This window comes from Aeromonas sp. TECH754 (genome assembly GCF_056279295.1).
This window is the reverse complement of record NZ_JBWBRA010000001.1, coordinates 1,104,330-1,126,781: the sequence shown is the minus strand read 5'-3', so window position 1 is coordinate 1,126,781 and position 22,452 is coordinate 1,104,330. Positions and strand designations below refer to the sequence as shown.

Annotated in this window: 18 protein-coding genes; 6 read left to right on the top strand and 12 right to left on the bottom strand. The window is 62.0% G+C overall.

Features of this window, described 5'->3' with window-relative positions; all coding sequences use genetic code 11:
- Positions 1-2 precede the first annotated feature (2 nt).
- From ACZ9IL_RS04845 to ACZ9IL_RS04825, 5 genes are all read right to left on the bottom strand, one after another.
- Positions 3-965 (bottom strand): ABC transporter permease, encoded by a 963-nt coding sequence (locus ACZ9IL_RS04845; protein WP_476002489.1) that lies wholly within the window; start codon positions 963-965, stop codon positions 3-5.
- Positions 962-2,488: an ABC transporter substrate-binding protein gene (locus ACZ9IL_RS04840; RefSeq protein WP_476002488.1), complete on the bottom strand. Its 1,527-nt coding sequence runs from the start codon at positions 2,486-2,488 to the stop codon at positions 962-964. Before ACZ9IL_RS04840 ends, ACZ9IL_RS04845 begins: the two co-directional genes overlap by 4 nt.
- Positions 2,489-2,721: 233 nt before the next feature.
- Positions 2,722-3,387: a glutathione S-transferase family protein gene (locus tag ACZ9IL_RS04835; RefSeq protein WP_476002487.1), complete on the bottom strand. Its 666-nt coding sequence runs from the start codon at positions 3,385-3,387 to the stop codon at positions 2,722-2,724.
- A gap of 17 nt (positions 3,388-3,404) precedes the next feature.
- Positions 3,405-4,013, bottom strand: a complete 609-nt coding sequence (locus tag ACZ9IL_RS04830; RefSeq protein WP_476002486.1) for a glutathione S-transferase family protein — start codon at positions 4,011-4,013, stop codon at positions 3,405-3,407.
- Between the two features lie 137 nt (positions 4,014-4,150).
- Entirely contained in the window at positions 4,151-4,606 is a 456-nt protein-coding gene (locus tag ACZ9IL_RS04825) for a hypothetical protein (RefSeq protein WP_476002485.1), read from the bottom strand.
- Positions 4,607-4,806: 200 nt separating this feature from the next.
- On the opposite strand from ACZ9IL_RS04825, the gene suhB reads away from it, so the two are divergent.
- Positions 4,807-5,610, top strand: coding sequence for an inositol-1-monophosphatase (gene suhB / locus ACZ9IL_RS04820; protein WP_476002484.1), 804 nt, complete (start codon positions 4,807-4,809; stop codon positions 5,608-5,610).
- Between the two features lie 216 nt (positions 5,611-5,826).
- On the opposite strand, the gene ACZ9IL_RS04815 is transcribed toward suhB, so the two are convergent.
- Positions 5,827-6,702: a flagellar protein MotY gene (locus ACZ9IL_RS04815; RefSeq protein WP_476002483.1), complete on the bottom strand. Its 876-nt coding sequence runs from the start codon at positions 6,700-6,702 to the stop codon at positions 5,827-5,829.
- A gap of 230 nt (positions 6,703-6,932) precedes the next feature.
- On the opposite strand from ACZ9IL_RS04815, the gene rnt reads away from it, so the two are divergent.
- Positions 6,933-7,595, top strand: a complete 663-nt coding sequence (rnt, locus tag ACZ9IL_RS04810; RefSeq protein WP_476002482.1) for a ribonuclease T — start codon at positions 6,933-6,935, stop codon at positions 7,593-7,595.
- A gap of 270 nt (positions 7,596-7,865) precedes the next feature.
- Positions 7,866-9,188 carry a Na+/H+ antiporter family protein gene (locus ACZ9IL_RS04805; protein WP_476002481.1) on the top strand — a complete coding sequence of 441 codons (1,323 nt, stop codon included), beginning with the start codon at positions 7,866-7,868 and terminating at the stop codon, positions 9,186-9,188.
- Positions 9,189-9,270: 82 nt separating this feature from the next.
- Here the strand turns inward: ACZ9IL_RS04805 and ACZ9IL_RS04800 are convergent, their stop codons facing one another.
- The 6 genes from ACZ9IL_RS04800 to ydiJ form a co-directional block, all read right to left on the bottom strand.
- Complete coding sequence (locus tag ACZ9IL_RS04800; protein ID WP_476002480.1) at positions 9,271-10,476, bottom strand: MFS transporter; 1,206 nt, start codon at positions 10,474-10,476, stop codon at positions 9,271-9,273.
- Positions 10,477-10,578: 102 nt separating this feature from the next.
- Positions 10,579-11,493: a LysR family transcriptional regulator gene (locus tag ACZ9IL_RS04795; protein WP_476002479.1), complete on the bottom strand. Its 915-nt coding sequence runs from the start codon at positions 11,491-11,493 to the stop codon at positions 10,579-10,581.
- 229 nt (positions 11,494-11,722) lie between these two features.
- Positions 11,723-13,651, bottom strand: a complete 1,929-nt coding sequence (locus ACZ9IL_RS04790; RefSeq protein ID WP_476002478.1) for a DEAD/DEAH box helicase — start codon at positions 13,649-13,651, stop codon at positions 11,723-11,725.
- Positions 13,652-13,832: 181 nt separating this feature from the next.
- Positions 13,833-14,294, bottom strand: a complete 462-nt coding sequence (locus ACZ9IL_RS04785; RefSeq protein ID WP_476002477.1) for a hotdog fold thioesterase — start codon at positions 14,292-14,294, stop codon at positions 13,833-13,835.
- 147 nt (positions 14,295-14,441) lie between these two features.
- Positions 14,442-14,930, bottom strand: a complete 489-nt coding sequence (locus tag ACZ9IL_RS04780) for a hypothetical protein (protein ID WP_476002476.1) — start codon at positions 14,928-14,930, stop codon at positions 14,442-14,444.
- Complete coding sequence (gene ydiJ / locus ACZ9IL_RS04775; RefSeq protein WP_476002475.1) at positions 14,930-18,001, bottom strand: D-2-hydroxyglutarate dehydrogenase YdiJ; 3,072 nt, start codon at positions 17,999-18,001, stop codon at positions 14,930-14,932. Before ydiJ ends, ACZ9IL_RS04780 begins: the two co-directional genes overlap by 1 nt.
- A gap of 168 nt (positions 18,002-18,169) precedes the next feature.
- On the opposite strand from ydiJ, the gene ACZ9IL_RS04770 reads away from it, so the two are divergent.
- The 3 genes from ACZ9IL_RS04770 (at position 18,170) to ACZ9IL_RS04760 (ending at position 22,348) form a co-directional block, all read left to right on the top strand.
- Positions 18,170-19,096 (top strand): cation diffusion facilitator family transporter, encoded by a 927-nt coding sequence (locus tag ACZ9IL_RS04770; protein ID WP_476002474.1) that lies wholly within the window; start codon positions 18,170-18,172, stop codon positions 19,094-19,096.
- Positions 19,097-19,505: 409 nt separating this feature from the next.
- Positions 19,506-20,021, top strand: coding sequence for a hypothetical protein (locus ACZ9IL_RS04765; protein ID WP_476002473.1), 516 nt, complete (start codon positions 19,506-19,508; stop codon positions 20,019-20,021).
- Between the two features lie 785 nt (positions 20,022-20,806).
- Complete coding sequence (locus ACZ9IL_RS04760) at positions 20,807-22,348, top strand: TerC family protein (RefSeq protein WP_476002472.1); 1,542 nt, start codon at positions 20,807-20,809, stop codon at positions 22,346-22,348.
- The last annotated feature ends 104 nt before the right edge of the window (positions 22,349-22,452 follow it).

The window sequence follows — 22,452 nt, the reverse complement described above, 5'->3', positions numbered from 1 at the left end:
GATCAGGACTCCTTGGGACCGCGGGGATCGATGGCGAGGCACAGCAGATCGGTCAGGGTGTTGAGCAGCACGAACAGCGCCGCCAGCACCAGCACAGTGCCCTGCACCATGGGCACGTCGCGCCAGAAGATGGCATGCACCAGCGCATGGCCGATGCCGGGCCAGGCGAACAGGCTCTCGACCACCACCACCCCCTCGATCAGGATCACCAGTTGCACGCCGGTGTAGGCGATGACGCTGACCCCGATGTTGCGCAGCCCGTGCCGCCAGAATACCCGCCAGGGGGAGAGCCCCTTGGTGAGGGCGAAGCGGTAATAATCGGACTGCACCACGCCGAGCACGCTTTCCCGCACCACCCGGGCCAGCACGCCGGACAGGCCGAGCCCCAGGGTGAGCGCGGGCAGCCAGAGGTTGTGTCCCTCCCCGTGGCCGGCGGCGCGAAACCAGCCCAGCTCGACCGAGAGCAGCACCATCAACACCAGCCCGAGCAGGAAGGGCGGCAACGCCCGCATCACCGTGCTCCAGCCCAGGGTCAGCCGATCCCACAGCCCGCCCGGGTGCAGGGCGCTCAGGCTGCCAAGGGGCAGCGCCAGCAGCAGGGCCAGCACCACGGCGGTGAAGGCCAGCGACAGGGTCGCCCCCAGATGATGGGCAATCTCGCCCGCCACCGGGGCCCCCGTCACCAGCGAGCTGCCAAGATCCCCCTGCAGCAGGGCGCCCAGCCAGTCCCCGAAGCGGGCCAGGGCCGAACCCGCCAGCCCCAGCTCGCTGCGCACCGCACTCGCAGCCTCTGCGGTGACATAGTCATAGCCGTAGCGACCCGCGGCGATGCGAAAGGCGATGTCGCCTGGCAGGGCTTGCACCATCAGAAAACAGAGCCCGGCCACCAGCAGCGCCACCATCAGCGCCTGTATCAACCGCTGGCCGAGGAGAGCCACGACGCTCGACAAGGGAGAGACCATCATTGGGCGCCCCATGTCAGCCTGGTCAGGTAATAACTGCGTTCCTGGGGATCCAGTTCGAAGCCCTTGAGCTCCCGGCTGACCGCCGCACTCTGGCGATACCAGGCGATGGGCAGCAACGGCAGATCCTGTTGCAAGATGCTGGCGATGCCCCGGCGCAGCGCAGCGGCCTCCTCCGCTGGCAGGGTTTCACGTCCAAGCCGCGCCAGTTGGCTATCAAGGACGGGGGATCGCCAGTTCATCACCCCCCAGTCGGCACCTGCGGGCGCCAGATCCCCCAGCAGGGTCACCAGGGGATCCGGCACCAGCGCATAGTTGCGGGCATAGAGGCCGAGCTGGAGCGAGCCATCCTGATGGCCGGCCGGGATCTCGCTCGAGTTGCCCACCGCCACCTTGAGCTCGACCCCCACTTCCTTCCACTGCGCCTGCAACGCCGTCGCCAACTGCGGCAACTCGGGGCGATCCGGGAAGGTACGCAGGGTCAGGGCAAAGCGCTGCTGTCCCTTGTGCAATACCCCGTCGGCTCCCCTCTGCCAGCCCGCCGCGGCAAAGGCCGCCTGCGCCGCCTTCACGTCATAGGCAAGGGGAGTCAGGCCGGGTTGGTGCCATTCCCTCAGGCTGGGAGGAAACAACTGGGTCGCCGCCATCTCGGGATCCCGCAGCAGGGCGGCCGCCATACCGCGGCGGTTGATGGCAAGACTGAGTGCGCGGCGCACCGCCGGATCCCTCAGGTGCGGATCGGCCCCATTGAGTTTGAGCTGTATGGTGCGCGGCAGGGTCACCGAGGCGATGGTCACGCGAGGGGCCTGCTGCAGACGGCGGATGCTGACCGGATCCAGTCCCCAGGCGATGTCGGCCTGACCGCTCTCGGCCATCAGGGTGCGGCTCTCGGCGCGGCCGACCGTCAGATAGCTGACCTGCTCGATGGCGGCTTGGGCGCCATCCCAACCCTCGAAGCGGCTGACGTCAATGCGTTGCGGTTGCTGCAAACGGGTGATGCGATAGGGACCCGAGCCAATCACCCGAGTCACCTCTCCCTTGTCGTCATAGGCCCCCCTGGCCAGGATCTGGGTACTGGGATGGGCCAGCACCGCCGCCAGCGAGGGGAATGGCCGGGCCAGGGTAACGAGCAGCCTCCCCTCGTTGGCCTCGATGGTGGCGATCGGCGCACTGGTCAGTACCCCCGGCTTGCGCCAGGCCTGTTGCAAGGCGAAGGCGACCTGCCCGGCATTCACCTCGCTGCCATCGTGAAAATGGGCGTGGGGGCGCAGCCTGAACTGCCACTGCAAGCCATCCTCGGAGCTCGACCAGGCACGGGCCAGTCCGGGTTGCAGGCGGCCCTTGCTATCAACCTCCACCAAGGTCTCGGCGACTTGCAAGCGGGTAAAGAAGACCCCGTTGCTGGCCGGATCCAAGCTGTGGATCTCCCAGGGTCCCACCATGGTCAGCGGCTTGCCATGGGCCGCGTTCATCCCGACCAGCAGTGCCAGTGCGCACCATCCTGAATAGGCGTACTTTTTTGTCATTCTCTCCACCAGAACAATAATCATTATCGACGAAATTGGTTTCGTTATAACATAACAATTTCTCTGGCAAAATAGCGTTTATCTCTTGATGAATCGCTTATTTGACGAAGGTGAATGGCGCAATCAGCCCTTGAGGATCAGGGCCCTGTCGAGATGACCAGTGGGAATAACGATGTAAAAACGAGGGAAAAAATACTGAAAAAATGGCCCCTCACAGGGCCATCCTTGTCAGCTTAACGAGTAACCATCTGCTGCACCCGCTTGGCCGCCTCTTCTGGCGTCTCCTCCTTGCGCGGGGGTATGGTGATCCCTTTCTGGCAGGCGGGGCGAGCATCCAGACGCGCCATCCAGGCCTGCAGATGGGGCAAACCCTCGATGGAGATCCCGCTCCAGTCGTAAATTCTCACCCAGGGCCAGGTGGCGATGTCGGCGATGCTGTATTCGTCCGCCAGATACTCGTGGTGGGCCAGATGCGCATCGAGCACCTCGAACAGACGACGCCCCTCCTTCTGGTAGCGTTCGATGGCCGCCGGGATCTTCTCGGGGAAGTAGCGATAGAAGACGTTGGCCTGCCCCATCATGGGACCCACCCCGCCCATCTGGAACATCAGCCACTGGATGGCCTGAGAGCGGCGCTTGGGATCCTGCGGCAACAGCTTGCCCGCCTTCTCCGCCAGATAGAGCAGGATGGCGCCGGATTCGAACACCGCGAAGTCGCCGTTGTCCCGATCGACGATGGCCGGGATGCGACCGTTCGGATTGATCGCCAGGAAATCGGGCTGCTTCTGATCCAGCGCCGACAGATCGAGGGGGATCACCCGGTAGGGCAACCCCAGCTCCTCGAGGGCGATGGTAACCTTGAAGCCATTGGGGGTGGCGGCGGTATAGAGATCGATCATGCTGGACTCCTTGTGATTCAGGCCTTGGCGCTGGGACGGGCACTGACCCGCTCGTGCCAGGCCTGCAAATGAAACTGGGTTGGGCCGATGCGCAAGTCCACGACCTTGCCAAAGTCGATGGTGCACAGGGCCAGAATGTCGGCGATGGTGAAGCGCTCACCGGCGATATAGGGGACGTCCGCGAGGCGGGCGTCCAGCTTGTCAAACCACGCCTGTGCGTTCTTCTTGCACTCCTCTCCCCACTCGGGGAAGGTGGTCTCTCTGTCCTTGTAAAATCCCGTGATATGGCGAAACGCCATGCCGGTGGGCAGCCATAAATTGAACTCGATAAAGCGGCTCCACATCTCGATGGTTGCCCTCTCCAGCGGCGTGTTGCCAAACAGATTGGGCTCAGGATTGAGCTCTTCGAAGTAACGGCAGATGGCCAGGGTTTCACTGAGATGGGTACCGTCATCGAGCTCGAGCACCGGGATGCGCCCCGCCGGGTTCTTGGCGAGAAATTCAGGTGCAAGGTTCTCCCCCGCCCCCAGATCCACCTGCTGGTACGTCATCTCGATGCCTTTTTCCGCCAGAAACATCCTGACCCGGCGGGCGTTGGGGGCACGCCTCAGCTCATACACCTTCATCTCATTCTCCGTTGACCTGGCACTCGCTTGTCGTCATCGCCCGCAAGCTTGGGCATGGCAGCGATCACGACGGCGCAATACCGGTCTGTTATGACAAATATTGCGCCGTTTGAATAGTCCGGTATGAGAAGCAGAGCCTAGTTGCGCAGACCCAGAGGCTGGCGCTGACGCAGCAGGGTGAGGCGGGAGAGGAGCGGGAAATAGGACTCGAGCTTGCTCTGCAAGATATGGCTGCAGGCGGGATCCGCCAGCTCCGCCTCATCCAGCACTATGCCATTGGAAACAAAGTAGAAACGCGGGTCTCTGACATCCGGTCCCTGGGGAAGGCTGTCATCCTGGCGGTGTACCAGCAACGGCAACACGGGCAACCCGAGAGGGTCACCGCTGGCGGACCAGGCCAATTCGGGCCAGGTGTCATCGTCCCCTTCCAGCAACAAGATGGCCGCCTCCTCCTTCGAGGGTTGCCATTGGCCTGGCTGTGCGACCCGCACCTCGCTGAAATAGTCCCCATATCCGCTGGAGGCTCGCAGCGCAGCCAGCACTCCCAGCGTCGTCGCGGCTGACGGTTTTTGACTGACTAATGACAGATTCATGGTTCATATCCCTATGCTCACCACAGCCTGTTATCCGGCTGCCGCAATAAGACTAGACCAAAAAGAGTCTTTATTGGAGCCGTCAGATCTGGCAGTCAATCCCGTGACGGCGTCTGCGGATAACGGTTGCCATTCCAGAATATCTTGGTAAGATACCGCGTCCTTTTATCCCCCGTTCTTTAACATCCAGTGGTGAACCTATGCATCCGATGCTGAATATCGCCGTGCGCGCTGCGCGCAACGCCGGTCAAGTTGTAGTAAAAGCCTTCTCCCAGCCTGAAAACATCGAGGCTATCCAGAAAGGCAGCCATGACTTCGTGACCAACGTTGACCGTGAAGCCGAAGCGGCCATCATTCATACCATCAAAAAATCTTACCCGGAACACAGCATCGTGGCTGAAGAGTCTGGTGAGATCGCCGGTACCAATCCGGATTACCAATGGATCATCGACCCACTGGATGGCACGACCAACCTGGTCAAAGGCATTCCGCACTTTGCCGTCTCCATCGCCCTGCGCGTCAAGGGCAAGACCGAACAAGCCGTTGTCTACGATCCGATCCGCGATGAACTGTTTACCTCTACCCGTGGTAACGGCGCCCAGCTGAACGGCTACCGCATCCGTGTCGGCAAGGCCAAAGAGATGGCCGGCACCGTGCTCGCGACCGGTTTCCCGTTCAAGCAGAAGCACCACATCGAACCTTACCTGAAGATGTTCCAGAGCATGTTCATCGAGTGTGCCGACATCCGCCGTGCCGGCGCCCCTGCGCTGGATCTGGCCTACGTGGCCGCCGGCCGCATCGACGGTTTCTGGGAAATCGGCCTCAAGCCTTGGGAAACCGCAGCCGGTGAGCTGCTGGCCAAGGAAGCCGGCGCCATCGTCACCGACTTCGTGGGTGGTCACAACTACGAGAACTCCGGCAACATCGTGGTCGCCAACCCGCGCGTGCTCAAAGAGATGCTCGGCAAGATCCGCGAAAACCTGCCGGACTCTCTGGCCAGATAAGCTCAGGCTTTCCTGAAAAAAATGCCAGTCGGCCCAGTCGACTGGCATTTTTTATGCCCGTTACTCATGAAAAACAGGGAGCGCCAAGGGAGTTCGGCAGACGCCGGGAGGCACGGGATCTGGCTGGCACTGACCAGCATAACACTTCGATTACGAGTGAAATAAAAGCAGGAGACAAGGGGATATGACAGTTGAGCAGTCTAAAAGACTGCCCGCCTAGATGGTGCCGTTGCGACCCATATTGATCACCACTCGCCGGTTCTTGGCGCGACCGCCGTCCGTCTCGTTGGACGCCACATGCTGCTTCTCGCCGTGTCCCTCCACCGAGATCTTGCCCTCCTCGATCCCCAGATCCACAAACACCTGCTTGATGGCATCCGCGCGCTTCTCGGAGAGTTTCTGGTTGGGCCAGCGCCCGCCGTAGCTGTCGCTGTAGGCGTCGATCACCACCACATTGATGCTCTTGTCCGCCTTCACATAGTCGCCGATCATCGCCAGCCGACGCTTGGAGGCCGGCGACAGGGCATCGCTGTTTTTGTCGTAGGAGAGCACGCTGAAGGCGATGTCGTTGAAGCTGTAGGGCAGCAGGCCACTCAGGCAGTCCATGAAGGCCTGGTATTTGACCCTGAAGTTGACCGAGGAGAGCGACACCCGCACCGGTTGATCCTGACGATACCAGTCCCGGTACTGGAAGGTTGGCATGCGCCCTCCCTCCAGCTCGTCCAGCATGGTCCAGGCGGTCTGCCCGGCCACCAGGCCGTCGAACTGCTGGTAGAGCTGCAACTGGCTGATCTCGCGGCCCGCCACGCCCGGTCGCCAGACCGGCGGCATGATGCCGAGGCTCACCCGCTGGGTACGGGCCTGGGGCCGTTGCCCCTTCAATTCAAAATCCAGGTTGATCTTGCGGCCGGCACGGCTGACGAAGGCCCCGGTTCCCCAGCGGGGAATGGGGTGCTCGAGGCGACATTCGATCTGGCTGTCCGAGGTCAATCGCCAGACGGATTGATCCAGGCCGGCACCGAATTCGGTGACCCCCGCCTGCAATTGCATACTCACTGATATGCTGACCAACCCTAACACCCAAGCATTCAACGGCTTGCCCTCCATACGATCTCGGATTAACTATCGGCAGGGGGCTGGCAAGCTTTAGCAACAAAGCGGGGAAAACCGGGTGGCGACGCATCGGGCCCCAGGACGGGGCCGCAAGCCCCCTGGTGCTGGCGGACGCCGCGGGCCGGGCGTGAACCACCCCATCGCTCGGGAGGGACAAGGCCGTGCTTTTTTGCCATAATGCCGCCTCCTTTCACGCCGACAGAGATACCATGACCGACGCCGTTCACACTCTCAAGGGCCGCTTTCGAGGCTTTTTCCCCGTCGTCATCGATGTTGAAACCGCCGGGTTCAATGCCAGCACCGACGCCTTGCTGGAGATCGCCGCCTATACCCTCAAGATGGATGAGCAGGGCTGGCTCATGCCCGATCAGATCTTCCATTTCCATGTGGAGCCATTTGAAGGTGCCAATCTGGAGAAGGCCGCGCTGGAATTCACCGGCATCGATCCCTTCAACCCGCTGCGCGGCGCCGTCAGCGAGAAAGAGGCGCTGACCGAGATCTTCAAGGGGGTGCGCAAGGGCATGAAGGAGAGCGACTGCGGCCGGGCCATCATCGTCGCCCACAACGCCACCTTCGATCACGGTTTCGTGACCGCGGCGGCCGAGCGTGCCGGCCTCAAGCGCAATCCGTTCCACCCCTTCGCCACCTTCGATACCGCCGCGCTCGCCGGCCTCGCGCTGGGCCAGACGGTGCTGGCCAAGGCGTGCCAGAGCGCCCGCATTCCGTTTGACAATAAAGAGGCGCACTCCGCCCTCTATGACACCGAGCGCACCACTGAGCTGTTCTGCCACATCGTCAATCGCTGGAAGAGCCTGGGGGGCTGGCCACCGGCCAACCCGGACGAGATGCCCGCTGACGAGCCGGATGCCTGAGTCAATCCCGACCTCGCCCAGACAGGCTGCCAGATGGCAGCCTGTCTGTTTTTAGCGGGGCAAAACGGGGAATAAGGCGGCCGCGCTGGTTTGACCAGAAGCCAGTGCTGGCGCGGCTGGCAGACCAAACGCCGGTCTCGATCAATTTTGTGCAACAAGATGCTGCCCAGTAGCCTGTTTGCCTGATTTTTTACTAGACATTTGTCACATTTTTCGCAAACTAGCTGCCTTTCAGACGACAGACAGCTATACAAACTATAAGGAAAACAAATGAATCCTGTTGTTATCGCGGTGGCGCTGATGCTGGTGCTCAGCCTGCTGCGGATCAATGTGGTGGTCTCCCTCGCCATCGGCGCCATCGTCGGCGGCCTGATCGGTGGGCTCTCCCTCGAGCAGACCCTCAGCACCTTCAGCGGTGGCCTCGGTGGTGGTGCCGAGATCGCCCTCTCCTACGCCATGCTGGGGGCCTTCGCGGTCGCCATCTCCCGCTCCGGGATCACCGATCTGCTGGCCCGCAAGGTGATAAGCCAACTGGGCAAGGATGCCAGCAGCTCCCGCATCCTCTGGGTCAAGACCCTGTTGCTCAGCTCGGTACTGGGGGTCTCCATCTCCTCCCAGAACCTGATCCCGGTGCACATCGCCTTCATTCCCATCCTGATCCCGCCGCTGTTGCACGTCATGGCCCAGATGCAGATCGACCGCCGTCAGGTGGCCTGCGTCATCACCTTCGGCCTGACCGCGACCTACATGCTGCTGCCGGTCGGCTTTGGTGGCATCTTCCTCAACAACATCCTGGCCAAGAACCTGATCGACAACGGTGTTGCCGTAGAGCACAGCCAGTTGCCGCTGGCCATGGCCATCCCGGTGTTTGGCATGTTCATCGGCCTGCTGATCGCGTTGTTCTTCAGCTATCGCAAGCCGCGCCAGTATGACCTGGAGAAGATCCTGGCCGCCGAGCCCGAGACGGTCAATCTCAACCTCAACCACATCTGGGTGGCCCTGCTGGCCATCGCCGTGGCGCTGGGGCTGCAGCTGATGACCAACAGCATCGTCCTCGGTGCATTGGCCGGTTTTGTCATCTTCACCTGTGGCGGCGTCATCAAGTTTCGCGAGAGTCAGGACGCCTTCACCCAGGGCGTACGCATGATGTCCCTCATCGGCTTCATCATGATCTCCGCCGCCGGTTTTGCCGCCGTGATGAAAGAGACCCACGGGGTGGAAAGCCTGGTGCAGGCCGTCTCCGGCATGATGGCTGGTCACAAGGGACTGGCCGCCTTCCTGATGCTGCTGGTGGGTCTGCTGATCACCATGGGAATAGGCTCGTCCTTCTCCACCGTGCCCATCATCGCCACCATCTATGTGCCGCTGTGCATCCATCTGGGCTTCTCCCCGCTGGCCACCATCTCCCTGGTGGGGACCGCCGGTGCGCTGGGGGATGCGGGCTCTCCCGCCTCCGACTCGACCCTGGGCCCCACCTCGGGTCTCAACGCCGACGGCCAGCATGACCATATCTGGGACAGCGTGGTGCCCACCTTCATCCACTACAACATCCCGCTCATCATCTTCGGCTGGATTGCCGCCATGGTGCTCTAAAGGCGCGGCGACTGTCATTGCATGCAAAAGGCGACCCTGGGGTCGCCTTTCTCGTTTTCATCCCTCTACCGCTGGCTGCACCTCATGAATTGGCCGGGCTTGTCCCCTTGCCGAGCACGCCGCTGAGCAGCGCCAACGACGCCAGCACCAGTCCCACGACGCCCACGCCTGCCCAATCCCCCTGTTGCCAGGCCAGCATGGCCAGGCTCGAACCCAGGGTGCCTCCGAGGAACATGCCGGTCATGAACAGGGTATTCACCCGCCCCCTCGCCTCTGCCCGCAGGCCGTAGATCAGTTGCTGATGGGCGATGAGGGCACTCTGTACCCCCAGATCCAGCAGGATGACCCCCAGCGCCAGCCCGAGCAGGGAGTGCCATGCCTCGAAGCCTATCCAGGCCAGTACCACCAGCAAGGCCCCTGCCAGCACCACGGATCTCGCACCCAGCTTGTCGGCCATCCGTCCGGCCAGCGGCGCGGCTACCACCCCCGCGACCCCGATCACCCCGAACAGGCCGGCGACCTCGGACCCGAGCCGGTATTCGGGAGCCGCGAGGTAGAAAGCCAGCACAGTCCAGAAGGCGCTGAAGGAGGCAAACAGCAGGGCCTGGGTCAGGGTCGCACGGCGCAGGCTGGGCTCTTCACGCCACAGGCCGACGAGGGAGCGCAACAACCCGCCATAGCTCAAGCGGGAGCGAGGCAAGCCAAGCGGGATCATCCGGGCCATCAACAGCGCCCCCAGCAGGGCCAGAGGCACTCCGAGCCAGAACATGGCCCGCCAGCTACCATAGGCCGTGATGACACCGGCCAGGGTGCGGCTGAGCAGGATCCCGCCGAGCAGCCCGCTCATCACGCTGCCAACCACCGCGCCCCGTCTGGCAGGGTCCGCCAGCGTCGCCGCCACCGGCACTATCTGCTGGGCAGCCGTGGCACCGATGCCAAGCAGTATCGAGGCCAGCATCAGCATGCCGGGTCCGCTGGCCAGCGCCGCCAGCATGGAGGCCAGTGCGATCAGCACAAACTGCCCCACGATGAGCCAGCGCCGCACCAGCACATCCCCGAGCGGCACCAGCAGCAACAGGCCGGCGGCATAGCCGAGTTGCGTCAGCATGGCGATCATCGGGATGGCGGATTGGCCGGGAAAATCTTGCGCCATCACCGCCAGCATGGGCTGGTTGTAATAGATGTTGGCCACCGCCAGGCCGCACGACAGCGCCATGGCGAAGACAAGTCCAGGGCTGAGCAGAGTCACTGGCGCCGTGGTTGGCTGGGTGGATATCGATGTACTCATGTTGTCATCCTCGATGATTGAAGACCATGTCAGGCACGGTCTGGATGAGCACAGCCTAATCATGTGCGGGGCGCCGCAGTAGCCGGCCCGGCGTGATAACAGCTATTCCTGGCGGGAATAAGCCTGCGACTGCAGAGCGGGCAAGCTGGTCACGAACTCCACGAAGGCGCGGGACTTGGCACTGAGCTCGCGGCCGGAAGGAAACAGGGCCCACAGCTCGAGCCTGGGGAGCTGCCAGTCGGCAAGAACAGGGATCACCTCGCCCCTGGCCAGCTCGGGAGCAAACATCCACTCCGAGCTGATGGCCAGCCCCATGCCCGCGAGCACGGCGGCGCGCATGCCCTCGGCGGCGGAGACCGTCAGTCGTCCGCGGCCGGCAAAGGCGGCTTGCTCGTCCCCCCGACGGAACTGCCACTGCAGCCCCATGCCGGGTTTCGGGCTGTAGATCACCAGGGCGTGCTCCTGCAGATCGACGGGCGACATCGGCATGCCCCTGGCTGCAAAATAGGCCGGCGTCCCCACCACTCGCCGCGCACAATGGGACAAGCGGCGGGCAACCAGCGCCGAGTCCGCCTGCTCTCCGAGCCGCAGGGCGACGTCTATCCCGGCCGAGATGAGATCGACGTTGCCATCGTCCAGTAGGATCTCGATATCGAGCTTAGGGTGAGCGTCGAGGAACTCAGGCAGATGGGGAATGATGTGCAAGCGGGCGAAGGTAACGGGTGCGCTCACCCGCAGGCGACCGCTCAATTCGCCGCGGCACTGCGCCACCAGGGCGTCCGCCTCCCGGATGTCGCCCAGGATCTGCCTGGCTCGCAGGTAGTAGGCCTCACCGGCCTCGGTCGGGGTCAGGCCGCGGGTCGAGCGCAACAGCAACCGACTGCCAAGCTGCGCCTCCAGCTGGGCGATCAGCTTGGACACCGCGGGCTGACCCAGGCTCAGCCGACGGGCCACCGCCGAGAAGGATCCCGTCTCCACCGCCAGCACGAAGGCCTCCATCGCCCCTAATCGATCCATCCGTCCATCTCCCATCCATCTCGCCACGCGGCGGCTTGCAGCCAGCGCCCACTCTCCAGTAGCACAAGGTAACACCCTGCCCCTCATCGGCTCCACCGCTGTTCCATCAAGGCGCCACCAGAATAGGCGTTCGACGAGGCGACATCAGGCCGTACAGGTCACTTTCCAGGTTTGCGCAGGCAACAAAAAGGCCGCTCGATGAGCGGCCTTTTATCAGTGCAATCAGGACTTAGCTGTCGCGGCGCTTGTTGCCACCGAACTTGCGATCCTTGTTGAAGCCACCTTCACGGCGCTCTCCGCTCTTGTTGAACGGACGGTCACCGGCAGGACGGCGATCCTTGTTGAAAGGACGGTCCTTGTTGAAGGCAGGACGATCGCTGGACGGACGGGGAGCCGTGTTGGTGCCGGCCGGTACTTCGGTGTAGCGGCTGATCTGCAGCGGACGCTGGCAGACACGGGCCTTCTTGATCACTTCCAGCACATCGGCGGTCATGCCCTTGGGCAGATCGACGGTGGAGAAGTCATCGGCGATGTCGATGTTGCCGATGAAACGGCTCTCGATGTTCGCTTCGTTGGCGATGGCGCCCACGATCTGACCCGGCTTGACGCCGTGATGGGCACCCACGTCTACGCGGTAGCGTTCCATCTCTACGTCAGGATTGTCTTTCAGCGGACGCGGCTCGAGGGACGGCATGCGACGGGCAGGACGATCGCCACGGTCGGCGAAGTCACGGCCACCACGGTCATTGAAGTCACGACCACCGCGATCGTTGAAGTCACGACGCTCGAAGCTACCGCGATCGTTGCCGGCGTTGAACGCAGGATCCGGGATGGATTCATCCAGCAGCAGCGGCTGGTCGCCTTGTACCAGTTTGGCCAGTGCGGCAGCCAGTTCCAGCGGATCGGCGGAGTCTTCCTGGATCAGCTCGTTCACTAGGTTGTGGTAGATCTCCAGCTCTTCGCCCATCATGGTTTCCCGGATGCGCTCCTTGAACTTGGTCATGCGGTGCTGGTTGATGTCCTCGGTGCTCGGCATCTTCATCGGCTCGATGGCCTGACGAGTGGCGTGCTCGATGGCGCGCAGCATGCGGCGCTCGCGCGGTGCCACGAACAGGATGGCCTCGCCCTTGCGACCGGCACGACCGGTACGACCGATACGGTGTACGTAGGATTCGGTATCGTAGGGAATGTCGTAGTTCACCACGTGGGTGATGCGCTCAACGTCCAGACCACGGGCGACCACGTCGGTGGCGATCAGGATGTCCAGCTGGCCTTGACGCAGCTTGTCGACGGTACGCTCACGCAGCTTCTGCGGGATGTCACCGTGCAGGGCTTCACAGGCATGGCCGCGCGCAGCCAGCTTGCCAGCCAACTCTTCGGCAGCGTTCTTGGTACGAACGAACACCAGCACGGCTTCGTAGGGCTCGACTTCCAGCAGACGGGTCATGGCGTCCAGCTTGTGCAGACCGGTCACCTGCCAGTAGCGCTGACGGATGGTCGGTGCAGTGGAGGTCTTGGAGACGATCTTGATCTCTTTGGGCTGTTTCAGGTGCTTCTGGGCCACACGACGGATCTGATCCGGCATGGTGGCGGAGAACAGGGCAACCTGACGAGTGCTCGGGCACTGATCCATGATCCAGTCGACGTCGTCGATGAAGCCCATGCGCAGCATTTCATCGGCTTCGTCCAGTACCAGGGCTTTCAGACCGGAGAGATCCAGGTTCTTGCGACGGATCAGGTCCATCACACGACCTGGGGTACCCACGACGACCTGAGCACCGCGACGCAGGGCGCGGGTCTGGGTTTCGTAGGAGGCGCCACCGTAGATCGGCAGCACGTGGAAGTCAGGCATGTGGTGGGCATAGCGTTGGCACGCTTCGGCCACCTGCAGCGCCAGCTCACGGGTCGGTGCCAGCACCAAAATCTGAGTGTTACGGTTACCAGCTTCCAGACGAGACAACAGAGGCAAGGCAAAAGCAGCGGTCTTCCCTGTACCGGTTTGCGCCTGCCCCAGCAGATCGTGTCCCGCCATCAGGTGGGGGATTGCTGCGGCCTGGATGGGAGACGGGCGCTCATAGCCCACGTCCTGCAGCGCTTTCAGTACAGGCGCGGCGAGTCCAAGCTCACTAAAAAGGGGCAGTTGTTCGGTATCAGACATAGATTCTTCCAGATTAAGGCAGGCGGCTAAACACCGCGGAATAGCAAAAAGGCGGCGATTATAGCGCCACTTTGTTCTGCTGTCTTGAAAAATGTGATAAGCATCTCAAGACGTTGGCAATTATAGAGGGATCTCGCGACTATGGCTTGCATATTTTGCACTCATGGTGCGTTATTGCAGATCACTCCTCGCGGGAGTCCTTGTCCCGCTTGTGTTTGAGCACCGCCATGGTCAGTCGGCTGGTGCACAATAAACGCGCACGCTCATCCCGGATCTCTATCTGCCACACCTGAGTCGTCGTCCCCAGATGCAGAGGGATACAACGCCCGGTTACCACCCCTTCCCGCTTGGCTCGCAGATGGTTGGCATTGACCTCCAGTCCCACGCAATAGCTATCCTCCCCGACCGCCATGTTGGCCGCAAGCGATCCCAGCGTTTCCGCCAGCACCACGGAGGCGCCGCCGTGCAGCATGCCGAGCGGCTGATGGGTACGGTGATCGACCGGCATGCTGGCCTCCAGCCAGTCGGGGCCAAAGGCGGTATAGAGGATGCCAAGGTGCGCCATCAGGGTGTTGCTGGAGCTGGCGTTGAGGCCGTCCAGACTCATGGGCTTGCGCCAGATGGGGGCGTTCTCTTGACTCATGATAGTCAGACTCCTTATATGATTAATGAGTATGATCAATGGGTTGGCATTAACGATATCAAAACGACCGGGGTCAGTGCAAAACGGTTCGATAAAAAATGCCCCGCTCAGGGGCATTGAATAGAGGGAGCCAGCAGGTGCTCGACCTCACCAGGGATAGGTCACTCCTGGCCACTCCTCCCAGGGCACTTCTCGCCCCGGCAGGCAGGGTGTCGACCAGTGCCAGGCCTTGCCAAGCCAGGCGCGCAACTCGGTCTCCAGCTCGACATCTCCAAGGGTTGCCTCGGCCACCTTCCAGAAGAACAGCTCGACTTCAACCTCCGGCAACACCGAAGGATAGAGGTAGACTCCGCCCCAGAACTGCGGCTCCCGCTCCGGGCTCCAGAGGCCATAAGCAAAGGAGCGCTTGGCCAGAAACTCGGAATGCTGCCACTCCAGATCCGCCTCGTGCTGGCTCAGGCTGAAGCTGGCAGAGGGCCAGAGATCATCCGGCCGAAACAATCGGTGCAACTGATCCCGCTCGCGCAGCATGGCCACGAACTCCACCACTGCCTGAGTCGGGCTGGTCGGTATCAACAAGAAGCTCGGGTGCCGATAGGCTTGCGGCACCCGAAACCGCTTGGGCAGCGTCAGCATCAGAGCAGTTCCAACAGGGCCTGCAACGGGTGCTTGAGTTTCTCCCCCTCCATCCGTTTCACCTGGCTGCGGCAGGAATAGCCGGTGGCCAGACAACGCGCCTTGGGCAGACGAGCGAGCGGCTCGGCCCAGCTAAGCCCATAGATCCCCTTGGAGTTGTCTACCTGTTTGGCGTCGTGACCATAGGTACCGGCCATGCCGCAGCAACCGACCGACACCGGCTGCAACCTGGCACCGAAGCGCTGGAACAGGCTGCCCCAGTCGCCGTGAGTCGAGGGCTTGGCGGTCTTCTCGGTGCAGTGGGCGAACAGATACCAGGGCTCGGCCTCGGCCTGCTCGGCGGCGTCCATCCTGGGGACCGGTAGCGTTTCTGCTGGTAAAGAGAGCAGCCACTCCTGGGGCAACATCACCTGGAAATCGCCGCGGGCGGGACCGAGCACCTTGGCGTACTCGTCCCGATAACAGAGCACCAGTGAGGGGTCGACCCCCACCATGGGAATACCCAGCGCTGCCATCCTGTTGAGGAACTGGGCGCCGCTCGCCGCGGTGCGGGCGAAGGCGCGCAGGAACCCCTTCACGTGCTGGGGCTTGCCGTTGGGCTTGAACGGCAGCAAATAGGGCTGAAGCCCGAGTTTGCTGGCGAGTTTCACCAAGTCGCGCACCACGGGGGCGTCGTAATAACTGGTGAAGGGATCCTGCACGATGAGAACCACTTTTTGACGCTGCTCTGGGCTCATGGCCTCCAGGCCCGGCAGGTCGAAGTAGCGAGCCTTGTGATCGCGCAACTCCTCCGCCAGGGTCGGCACCGAGAGCAGCGGCACGTCCACCATGCCGATGCTCTTCTCGGTCGCCTTCTGGGCCCACTCTTTTTCCAGGAAGAAGTTGACCAGTTTCGGCGCCTTGGCGAGCAGGGGGGCATAGCTCTCGACGGTGCCGACGAAGTAATCCTTGGGACCGCGCAGGTAGCGGCTGTGGTAGAGCTGCATGAAGCGGGCACGGAAGGTAGGCACATCCACCTTGATGGGACACTGGCTGGTGCACGCCTTGCACGCCAGACAGCCTTCCATCGCCTCCATCACCTCGTGGGAGAAGTCATACTGGCCGCGGGCGCGGGCCAGGGTGTAGCGGGCCTTGTCGACGATGGCCTTGAAACGCAGACCGCCGCTTTGCAGCGCCACCTCCTCGGCCAGGGGATCGAAGCCCTGCTCCGCCAGCTGGCGCAGCCATTCGCGCATCAGCCCCGCCCGTCCTTTCGGCGAGTGGCGTCTGTCCTTGCTGATCTTGACCGAGGGACACATGGGGGAGTCGGTCTCGAAGGTGAAGCACAGGCCGTTGCCGTTGCAGTCCAGCGCCCGGGTATAACTGGTCCGCACCGCGAGGGGGATCTGGCGGTCGAACTTGCCACGTTTGGGCCCGTCCACCGACACCAGCTCGGCCCCGCTACCATAGGGCACGCAGATCTTGCCGGGGTTGATGCGGTTCTGGGGATCGAAGGCCCCCTTCACCCGCTGCAGCTCCTCCCACAGCACCCCGAAGAAGGCGGGGCTGTATTCGGATCGGAACCCCTTGCCGTGCTCCCCCCACATCAGGCCGCCATATTTGGCGGTGAGCGCCACCACCTGATCCGAGATGGCGCGCAGCAGCACCTCCTGCTCGGGGTCGCACAAGTCCAGCGCCGGGCGCACGTGCAAGACGCCCGCGTCCACGTGGCCGAACATACCGTAATCCAGGCCCTTGTCATCGAGCAGGGCGCGGAACTCCATGATGAAGTCGGCAAGGGATTCCGGCGGCACGGCGGTATCTTCGGTGAAGGCCACCGGCTTCTTGCGTCCCTCGGCGTTACCGAGCAGTCCCACCGACTTCTTGCGCATGGCGTAGATGGTTTCGATGCTCGGCAGGTGGTTGCACACTTGGTAGCCGATGATGCCCGCCTCCCCTTTCGCCAGCAGCCCGTCGATACGGCGGCACAGCTCGGCCACCTTGGCCCCATGCTCCGTCTCGTCGGTGTCCGCAAACTCGACGATGTTGAGGCCTTGCAGATCCTTGCCCGGCACATCCTGAATGAACGCCTTGACCGAGTGCCAGATGATGTCGGCCCGGGCCAGCCCCAGCACCCGGGAGTCCACCGTCTCCACCGACAGCGCATGGGCCTGCACCATGAAGGGGGCATTGCGCAGGGCCGACGGGAAGCTGTCGTACTTGACGTTGACCAGGGTGCGATAACGGGGGATGGGGGTGATGTTGAGGCGCGCCTCGGTGATGAAGCCGAGGGACCCTTCCGAGCCGCACAACACCCGGCTGACGTCCAGGGTATCGGTCTCAGGGGTATAAAGGTGCTTGAGATCGTAGCCGGTCAGGAAACGGTTGAGCTTGGGGAAGATGGCCTCGACGTCGGCGCGGCGTTCCTTGCCGATGCGGTACAGGGTGCGATAGATCTCCCCCTCCCGGTTGTCGAGCGCCAGCTTGTCCGCCAGACGTGAGCCATTGACCGGCTCCGTGGTCATGAGGTCGCCGTTCTCCAGCACGGCTTTGAGCCCCAGCACGTGATCCGAGGTCTTGCCGTACACCAGCGACCCTTGTCCGGAGGCATCGGTGTTGACCATGCCCCCCAGGGTGGCGCGGTTGGAGGTGGAGAGATCCGGCGAGAAGAAGTAGCCGTGGGGCTTCAAATAGGCATTGAGCTGATCCTTGATCACCCCGGCCTGGGCTCTCACCCACCCCTCCTCCAGGTTAATTTCCAGGATCTGGTTCATATGGCGAGAGAGATCGACGATAATGCCGCCGCCCAGCGACTGGCCATTGGTGCCGGTGCCGCCGCCGCGAGGGAAGAAACTCAAGGCCGCATAGGCACTCTCCTGGGCCAATCTGAGCATCACTGCAATATCGTCCGCGCTGCGCGGATAGAGGACCGCCTCTGGAATAACCTGATAGACGCTGTTGTCCGTCGCCATCGCCAACCGGCTTGCATAAGACTTTTCGATATCACCACGAAATGCGCTGCGTCCCAATACATCGAGGAACTGCAGGGTTGTGGATGACAAACTGTCCTGGTAATCGAGTCTCGGGATCATGAATCCTTGTTCCCTTCCTTTGCTTGATGCCGGAACACCGGCGACAACGACCGCCAGACCCGCCTCTCTCGGGCTGCCTTGGCCGGTCCGCTCACATGTGAGCCGGCAGTATATCAGCTAGAAAACCGCTTGCGCGCTCAATCTTCACCATTTGAAAGGAGGACTTTTATGGCTCATTACAGCCATGTTATCAGTACGCTTATTCGCACCGAGAAACAGGCCCTGACCCTGTCGCTGTTCGGCTGCATCGGCTTCGCCCTGTTCGGGATCGGCTACGGTCTGTTCGTCGGCTCCAACGCCATCATGCTCGATGGCATCTTCACCCTGTTCAGCATGGGCATGACGGGCCTCGGGCTCATCACCGCCTATCTCGTCACCCGCCCCTCCGATGCGCGCTTCCAGTACGGCTACGCCCACTTCGAGCCCATCACCAATGTCATCAACGGCAGCATCATCCTGCTGCTCTGCCTCGGCGCCTTCTACAGCGGCATCACCACCCTGCTGGACGGCGGACGGGAGATCGATCTCGGCCATGCCCTCGTCTACGCGGCCGTCTCCACCTTCTTCTGCGCCATCATCTACCGGGTCGAGGCCGAGGTCGCCGAGCGGGTCAACTCCGAGCTGGTGCGGGTCGACTCCAAGGAGTGGCTGGTCGACACCCTGCTCAGCGCCACCCTGCTGGTGGGCTTCGTGGTCGCCATCGGCCTCGATGCCCTCGGCTACGGCCACTACAACCGCTACATAGATCCGGTGCTGGTCACCCTGCTCGCCCTGTGCGCCACCCTGATCCCCATCAAGGTGCTGGGCCGCAACCTGCGCGAGGTGCTGAAAGTCGCCCCCAAGGGGGAGGTCACCGAGCGGGTCGAGCACGAAATAGAGGCTCTGCGCCAGCGCCATGGCATCGAGTGTTACAGCCATCTGGCGAAAAGCGGGCGCCGCTTCGATCTCGAACTCAACATCCTGGTCGCACCGGGGCAGGAGTGGCCCATCGAGCGCCAGGATGCCCTGCGCCATGAGCTCTGGTCCCGCCTCGGCGATACCCTGGGGGATGCTTGGCTGTCGGTCTGCTTCACCCGCGAGAAACGCTGGCTCTGACCCGTTTCGCCCGTGCATGTCACGCGGGGCCCTGCCCCGCGTGACCGTCTGCCGGCAACACCACTTCTTCCATATCCCCTCCAGGCCATCCATCCCCTGTCCCACGACCAACGGCAAGCCACCATAATCCATCCTCGCGAGTCTCCTCCCATCGTTATGTTTCCCCCTTATTCGCAACAGGTTTTGAATATGGATATCACCCGATTTAAATACCGTTCCCACGGACAAGGAATCAATAACCATTATCAGCACCAAAAATAACTCGCAAAAATTCGTTGCTAAAATTAAGTATCGCGGTTATTTATTTCCAGCACGGATGAAAGGCTATCTCCGCCCGACAATGGAATTGTTACCAACCGGAAAAACAACATAATAAATAACGTATCATTTAACAGTGAAGGTAATGTCCATGAAGAAAATACTGATGACAGTCATGACGCTGGCCATGGCAGGTACGGCCCATGCCGCGCTTCCCCAATTGAACTATCAGTGTCCGGGTCAGATCCAGATGCACAGCGACGAAGGTGGCTCCGTCTATATCAATGGCAAGCAGGCCAAGCTCAAGAAGTACAGCGATGACTTCCATGAGGCCAAGGGCGCCGGCGTCACCCTCTCCATCAGCAAGACCGGCAACCAGTACGATGTCTCCTACAGCAGCAAGAAGGGTTCGGGCGTCTGCCAACCCGTCGCAGGCAGTGCCCCCCAGGCAGCCAGGGCCAGCAAGGCCTCGCCCGCCGAGCAAGCCTGTCTGAAGGCGGTCTCCGCCAAGACCGACGTGGCCCTGAGCCAGTTGCAGGTCATCGACGTGATGGACTCCGAAGCCGGGGTCGGTGTCACCATCAAGGTGCCGGGCGCCGACGCGCCCTGGTCCTGCCTGAGTGACAAGAAGGGCCACGTTCAGGGCGCCGCCTACACCGGCAACTAATGCCGTCTGCCTGCCGCGCACCGCGCGACTCGGCATGAGAGCTGTGTGATCACAAACGAGGAGGCACTGCCTCCTTGCTTTATGTTTACGACCCCGCGTTATTGGCACAGCCCCACGATCTGTACAGCCCAATATATCAGTGACAATTATCACATTAGTAAATGCAGCGTTAACTTGAGAATAAAGGCTCTATATTTGTTTGATATGGATCAAATCCTGTCCAAGCCAAGCGCCGACATGTTGAAATATATCCAGCAGGAAAGAGCGAGAAATGATTTGTTACAATATTGGAACCCGGCGTAATAACGACAATTATCGTCAAAGCCCTTGCCGGCGATAATAACGACTCTTCGCACCGCGTCATGGTCACGGCAAGATCCCGTCAACGTCAGCCGATGGTCTGCCGATATTCTCATCCCCTCAATACCGTTTCGCGGCAGTGAGTGCCCGTTGCCGCCACCCTGACCGGCACCGGTCCCTCATACCCCCGCGAGCTGCGCGGATGACAAGCCCCCACGCGGCGAAGAGAGCCTGCCGGCGCGCCCCTGGCGCCACATCGCCATAACCCCTCTTGCCAAATCAACGACAGCCGTTATCATCAGGGTTCATTTTTAACCCGAGGTTTTATTGCCCATCATGGACAATCCCCGAAGTTGCCCTTCGATTTTTCCCATCAAAGCCTATCTTTACCTGCTCAATCAGCGCCTCTGAACAACAGCCTTGCACTGCCGCGGCCCTTGCCGTGACTGACATCCATTCTGTTTGTTTTTATTGAGGTTTTTGACATGGAATTCTTGCTGGACCCCTCTATCTGGGTCGGTCTCTTTACCCTGATCATCCTGGAGATAGTGCTCGGGATCGACAACCTGGTCTTCATCGCCATCCTGGTGAAAAAACTGCCCCCCGCCCAGCGGGACAGGGCGCGGATCATCGGCCTGTCGCTGGCGCTGCTGATGCGCCTGGGGCTGCTGAGCGTGATGTCCTGGCTGGTGACGCTGACCACCCCCATCTTGCAACTCGGCGACTTCGCCTTCTCCGGTCGGGATCTGATCCTGATGGGGGGGGGTCTGTTCCTGCTGTTCAAGGCCACCACCGAGCTGCACGAGCGACTCGAAGCCAAACCCGAAGAGCATGGTCAGGTCGGCGTCTATGCCGGTTTCGGGGTGGTGATCGCCCAGATCCTGGTGCTGGATGCGGTCTTCTCCCTGGATTCCATCATCACCGCCGTCGGCATGGTGGATCACCTCGGCGTCATGATGGCAGCCGTGACCATCGCCATGGTGGTGATGGTGCTGGCCTCCAAGCCGCTGACCCGCTTCGTCAACGCCCACCCCACCGTCGTCGTGCTCTGCCTGAGCTTCCTGCTGATGATCGGCTTCAGCCTGGTGGCGGAAGGCTTCGGCTTCCACATTCCCAAGGGCTATCTCTACGCCGCCATCGGCTTCTCGGTGCTGATCGAGTTCTTCAACCAGCTGGCCCAGCGCAGTGCCCAGCGCCACGAGTCCAGGCAGCCCCTGCGTGAGCGCACCACCGCCGCCATCTTCACGCTGATGGGCGGCAGCAAGGCCGGCCAGCACCTGCAGCAGGATGAGGAAGAGGAGCAAGATGCCCCGCGCCCCATCAGCTTCGGTGAGGAGGAACGTTACATGGTGACCGGGGTGCTCTCCCTGGCTGAGCGATCCATTCGTACCATCATGACCCCCCGCGCCGAGATGGAGTGGATCGACGTCAATGACAGCATCGACGAGATCCGCGCCCTGCTGCAACGGGCTCCCCACAGCCTGTTCCCGGTCTGCGACGGCGGGCTGGACGATCTCGTCGGGGTGGTAAAGACGCGGGATCTGCTGTTTGCGCTGAACGAGGGTCAATCCTTGAGCGAACTCGCACGCCAGAACGATCCGGTCATAGTGCCGCAGAGCATCAACGTGATCCGGCTGCTGGCGGAGCTGCGTCAGGCCAGGGGCAGCCTCATCCTGGTGACCGACGAGTTCGGCATCATCCAGGGGCTGGTCACCACCCACGATCTGCTGGAGGCCATCGTCGGCGAACTGCCGGACGAGGACGAGACCCCGGACGTGGTGCGCGAGGGCGACACCTGGCTCATCAACGGCAGCACCAACATCCACCAGGTAGAGCAGGCGCTGGGGATCGACGGACTGGTGAGCGAGAGCGACGAGTACGTGACGCTGGCGGGCATGCTGCTCTCCCACTTCGGCAGCCTGCCCAGCACGGGTCAGCAACTGCGACTCGGTCAGCACTGTTTCGAGGTGCTGGCGGTGAGCGAGCGGCGCATCGAGCGGGTGCGTGTCACCCCGCAGGGCGCCTGAGCCGACCACCGGTAACGACGGGCAAAACTATACCAAGAGGGCCCGACGGCCCTCTTTTTCATTCCCCCATTGCTGCACACTCTGCAATTCTCTTCTGCAATTAC

What these genes read in the sequence shown, in the direction of transcription:
- suhB (WP_476002484.1), top strand. Translation starts at nt 4,807, where the DNA reads ATGCATCCGATGCTGAATATCGCCGTGCGCGCTGCGCGCAACGCCGGT.
- ACZ9IL_RS04845 (WP_476002489.1), bottom strand. Translation starts at nt 965, where the DNA reads ATGATGGTCTCTCCCTTGTCGAGCGTCGTGGCTCTCCTCGGCCAGCGG.
- ACZ9IL_RS04800 (WP_476002480.1), bottom strand. Translation starts at nt 10,476, where the DNA reads ATGAGTACATCGATATCCACCCAGCCAACCACGGCGCCAGTGACTCTG.
- ACZ9IL_RS04770 (WP_476002474.1), top strand. Translation starts at nt 18,170, where the DNA reads ATGGCTCATTACAGCCATGTTATCAGTACGCTTATTCGCACCGAGAAA.
- ACZ9IL_RS04795 (WP_476002479.1), bottom strand. Translation starts at nt 11,493, where the DNA reads ATGGATCGATTAGGGGCGATGGAGGCCTTCGTGCTGGCGGTGGAGACG.
- ydiJ (WP_476002475.1), bottom strand. Translation starts at nt 18,001, where the DNA reads ATGATCCCGAGACTCGATTACCAGGACAGTTTGTCATCCACAACCCTG.
- ACZ9IL_RS04830 (WP_476002486.1), bottom strand. Translation starts at nt 4,013, where the DNA reads ATGAAGGTGTATGAGCTGAGGCGTGCCCCCAACGCCCGCCGGGTCAGG.
- ACZ9IL_RS04765 (WP_476002473.1), top strand. Translation starts at nt 19,506, where the DNA reads ATGAAGAAAATACTGATGACAGTCATGACGCTGGCCATGGCAGGTACG.
- rnt (WP_476002482.1), top strand. Translation starts at nt 6,933, where the DNA reads ATGACCGACGCCGTTCACACTCTCAAGGGCCGCTTTCGAGGCTTTTTC.
- ACZ9IL_RS04780 (WP_476002476.1), bottom strand. Translation starts at nt 14,930, where the DNA reads ATGCTGACGCTGCCCAAGCGGTTTCGGGTGCCGCAAGCCTATCGGCAC.
- ACZ9IL_RS04785 (WP_476002477.1), bottom strand. Translation starts at nt 14,294, where the DNA reads ATGAGTCAAGAGAACGCCCCCATCTGGCGCAAGCCCATGAGTCTGGAC.
- ACZ9IL_RS04835 (WP_476002487.1), bottom strand. Translation starts at nt 3,387, where the DNA reads ATGATCGATCTCTATACCGCCGCCACCCCCAATGGCTTCAAGGTTACC.
- ACZ9IL_RS04840 (WP_476002488.1), bottom strand. Translation starts at nt 2,488, where the DNA reads ATGACAAAAAAGTACGCCTATTCAGGATGGTGCGCACTGGCACTGCTG.
- ACZ9IL_RS04760 (WP_476002472.1), top strand. Translation starts at nt 20,807, where the DNA reads ATGGAATTCTTGCTGGACCCCTCTATCTGGGTCGGTCTCTTTACCCTG.
- ACZ9IL_RS04825 (WP_476002485.1), bottom strand. Translation starts at nt 4,606, where the DNA reads ATGAATCTGTCATTAGTCAGTCAAAAACCGTCAGCCGCGACGACGCTG.
- ACZ9IL_RS04790 (WP_476002478.1), bottom strand. Translation starts at nt 13,651, where the DNA reads ATGTCTGATACCGAACAACTGCCCCTTTTTAGTGAGCTTGGACTCGCC.
- ACZ9IL_RS04805 (WP_476002481.1), top strand. Translation starts at nt 7,866, where the DNA reads ATGAATCCTGTTGTTATCGCGGTGGCGCTGATGCTGGTGCTCAGCCTG.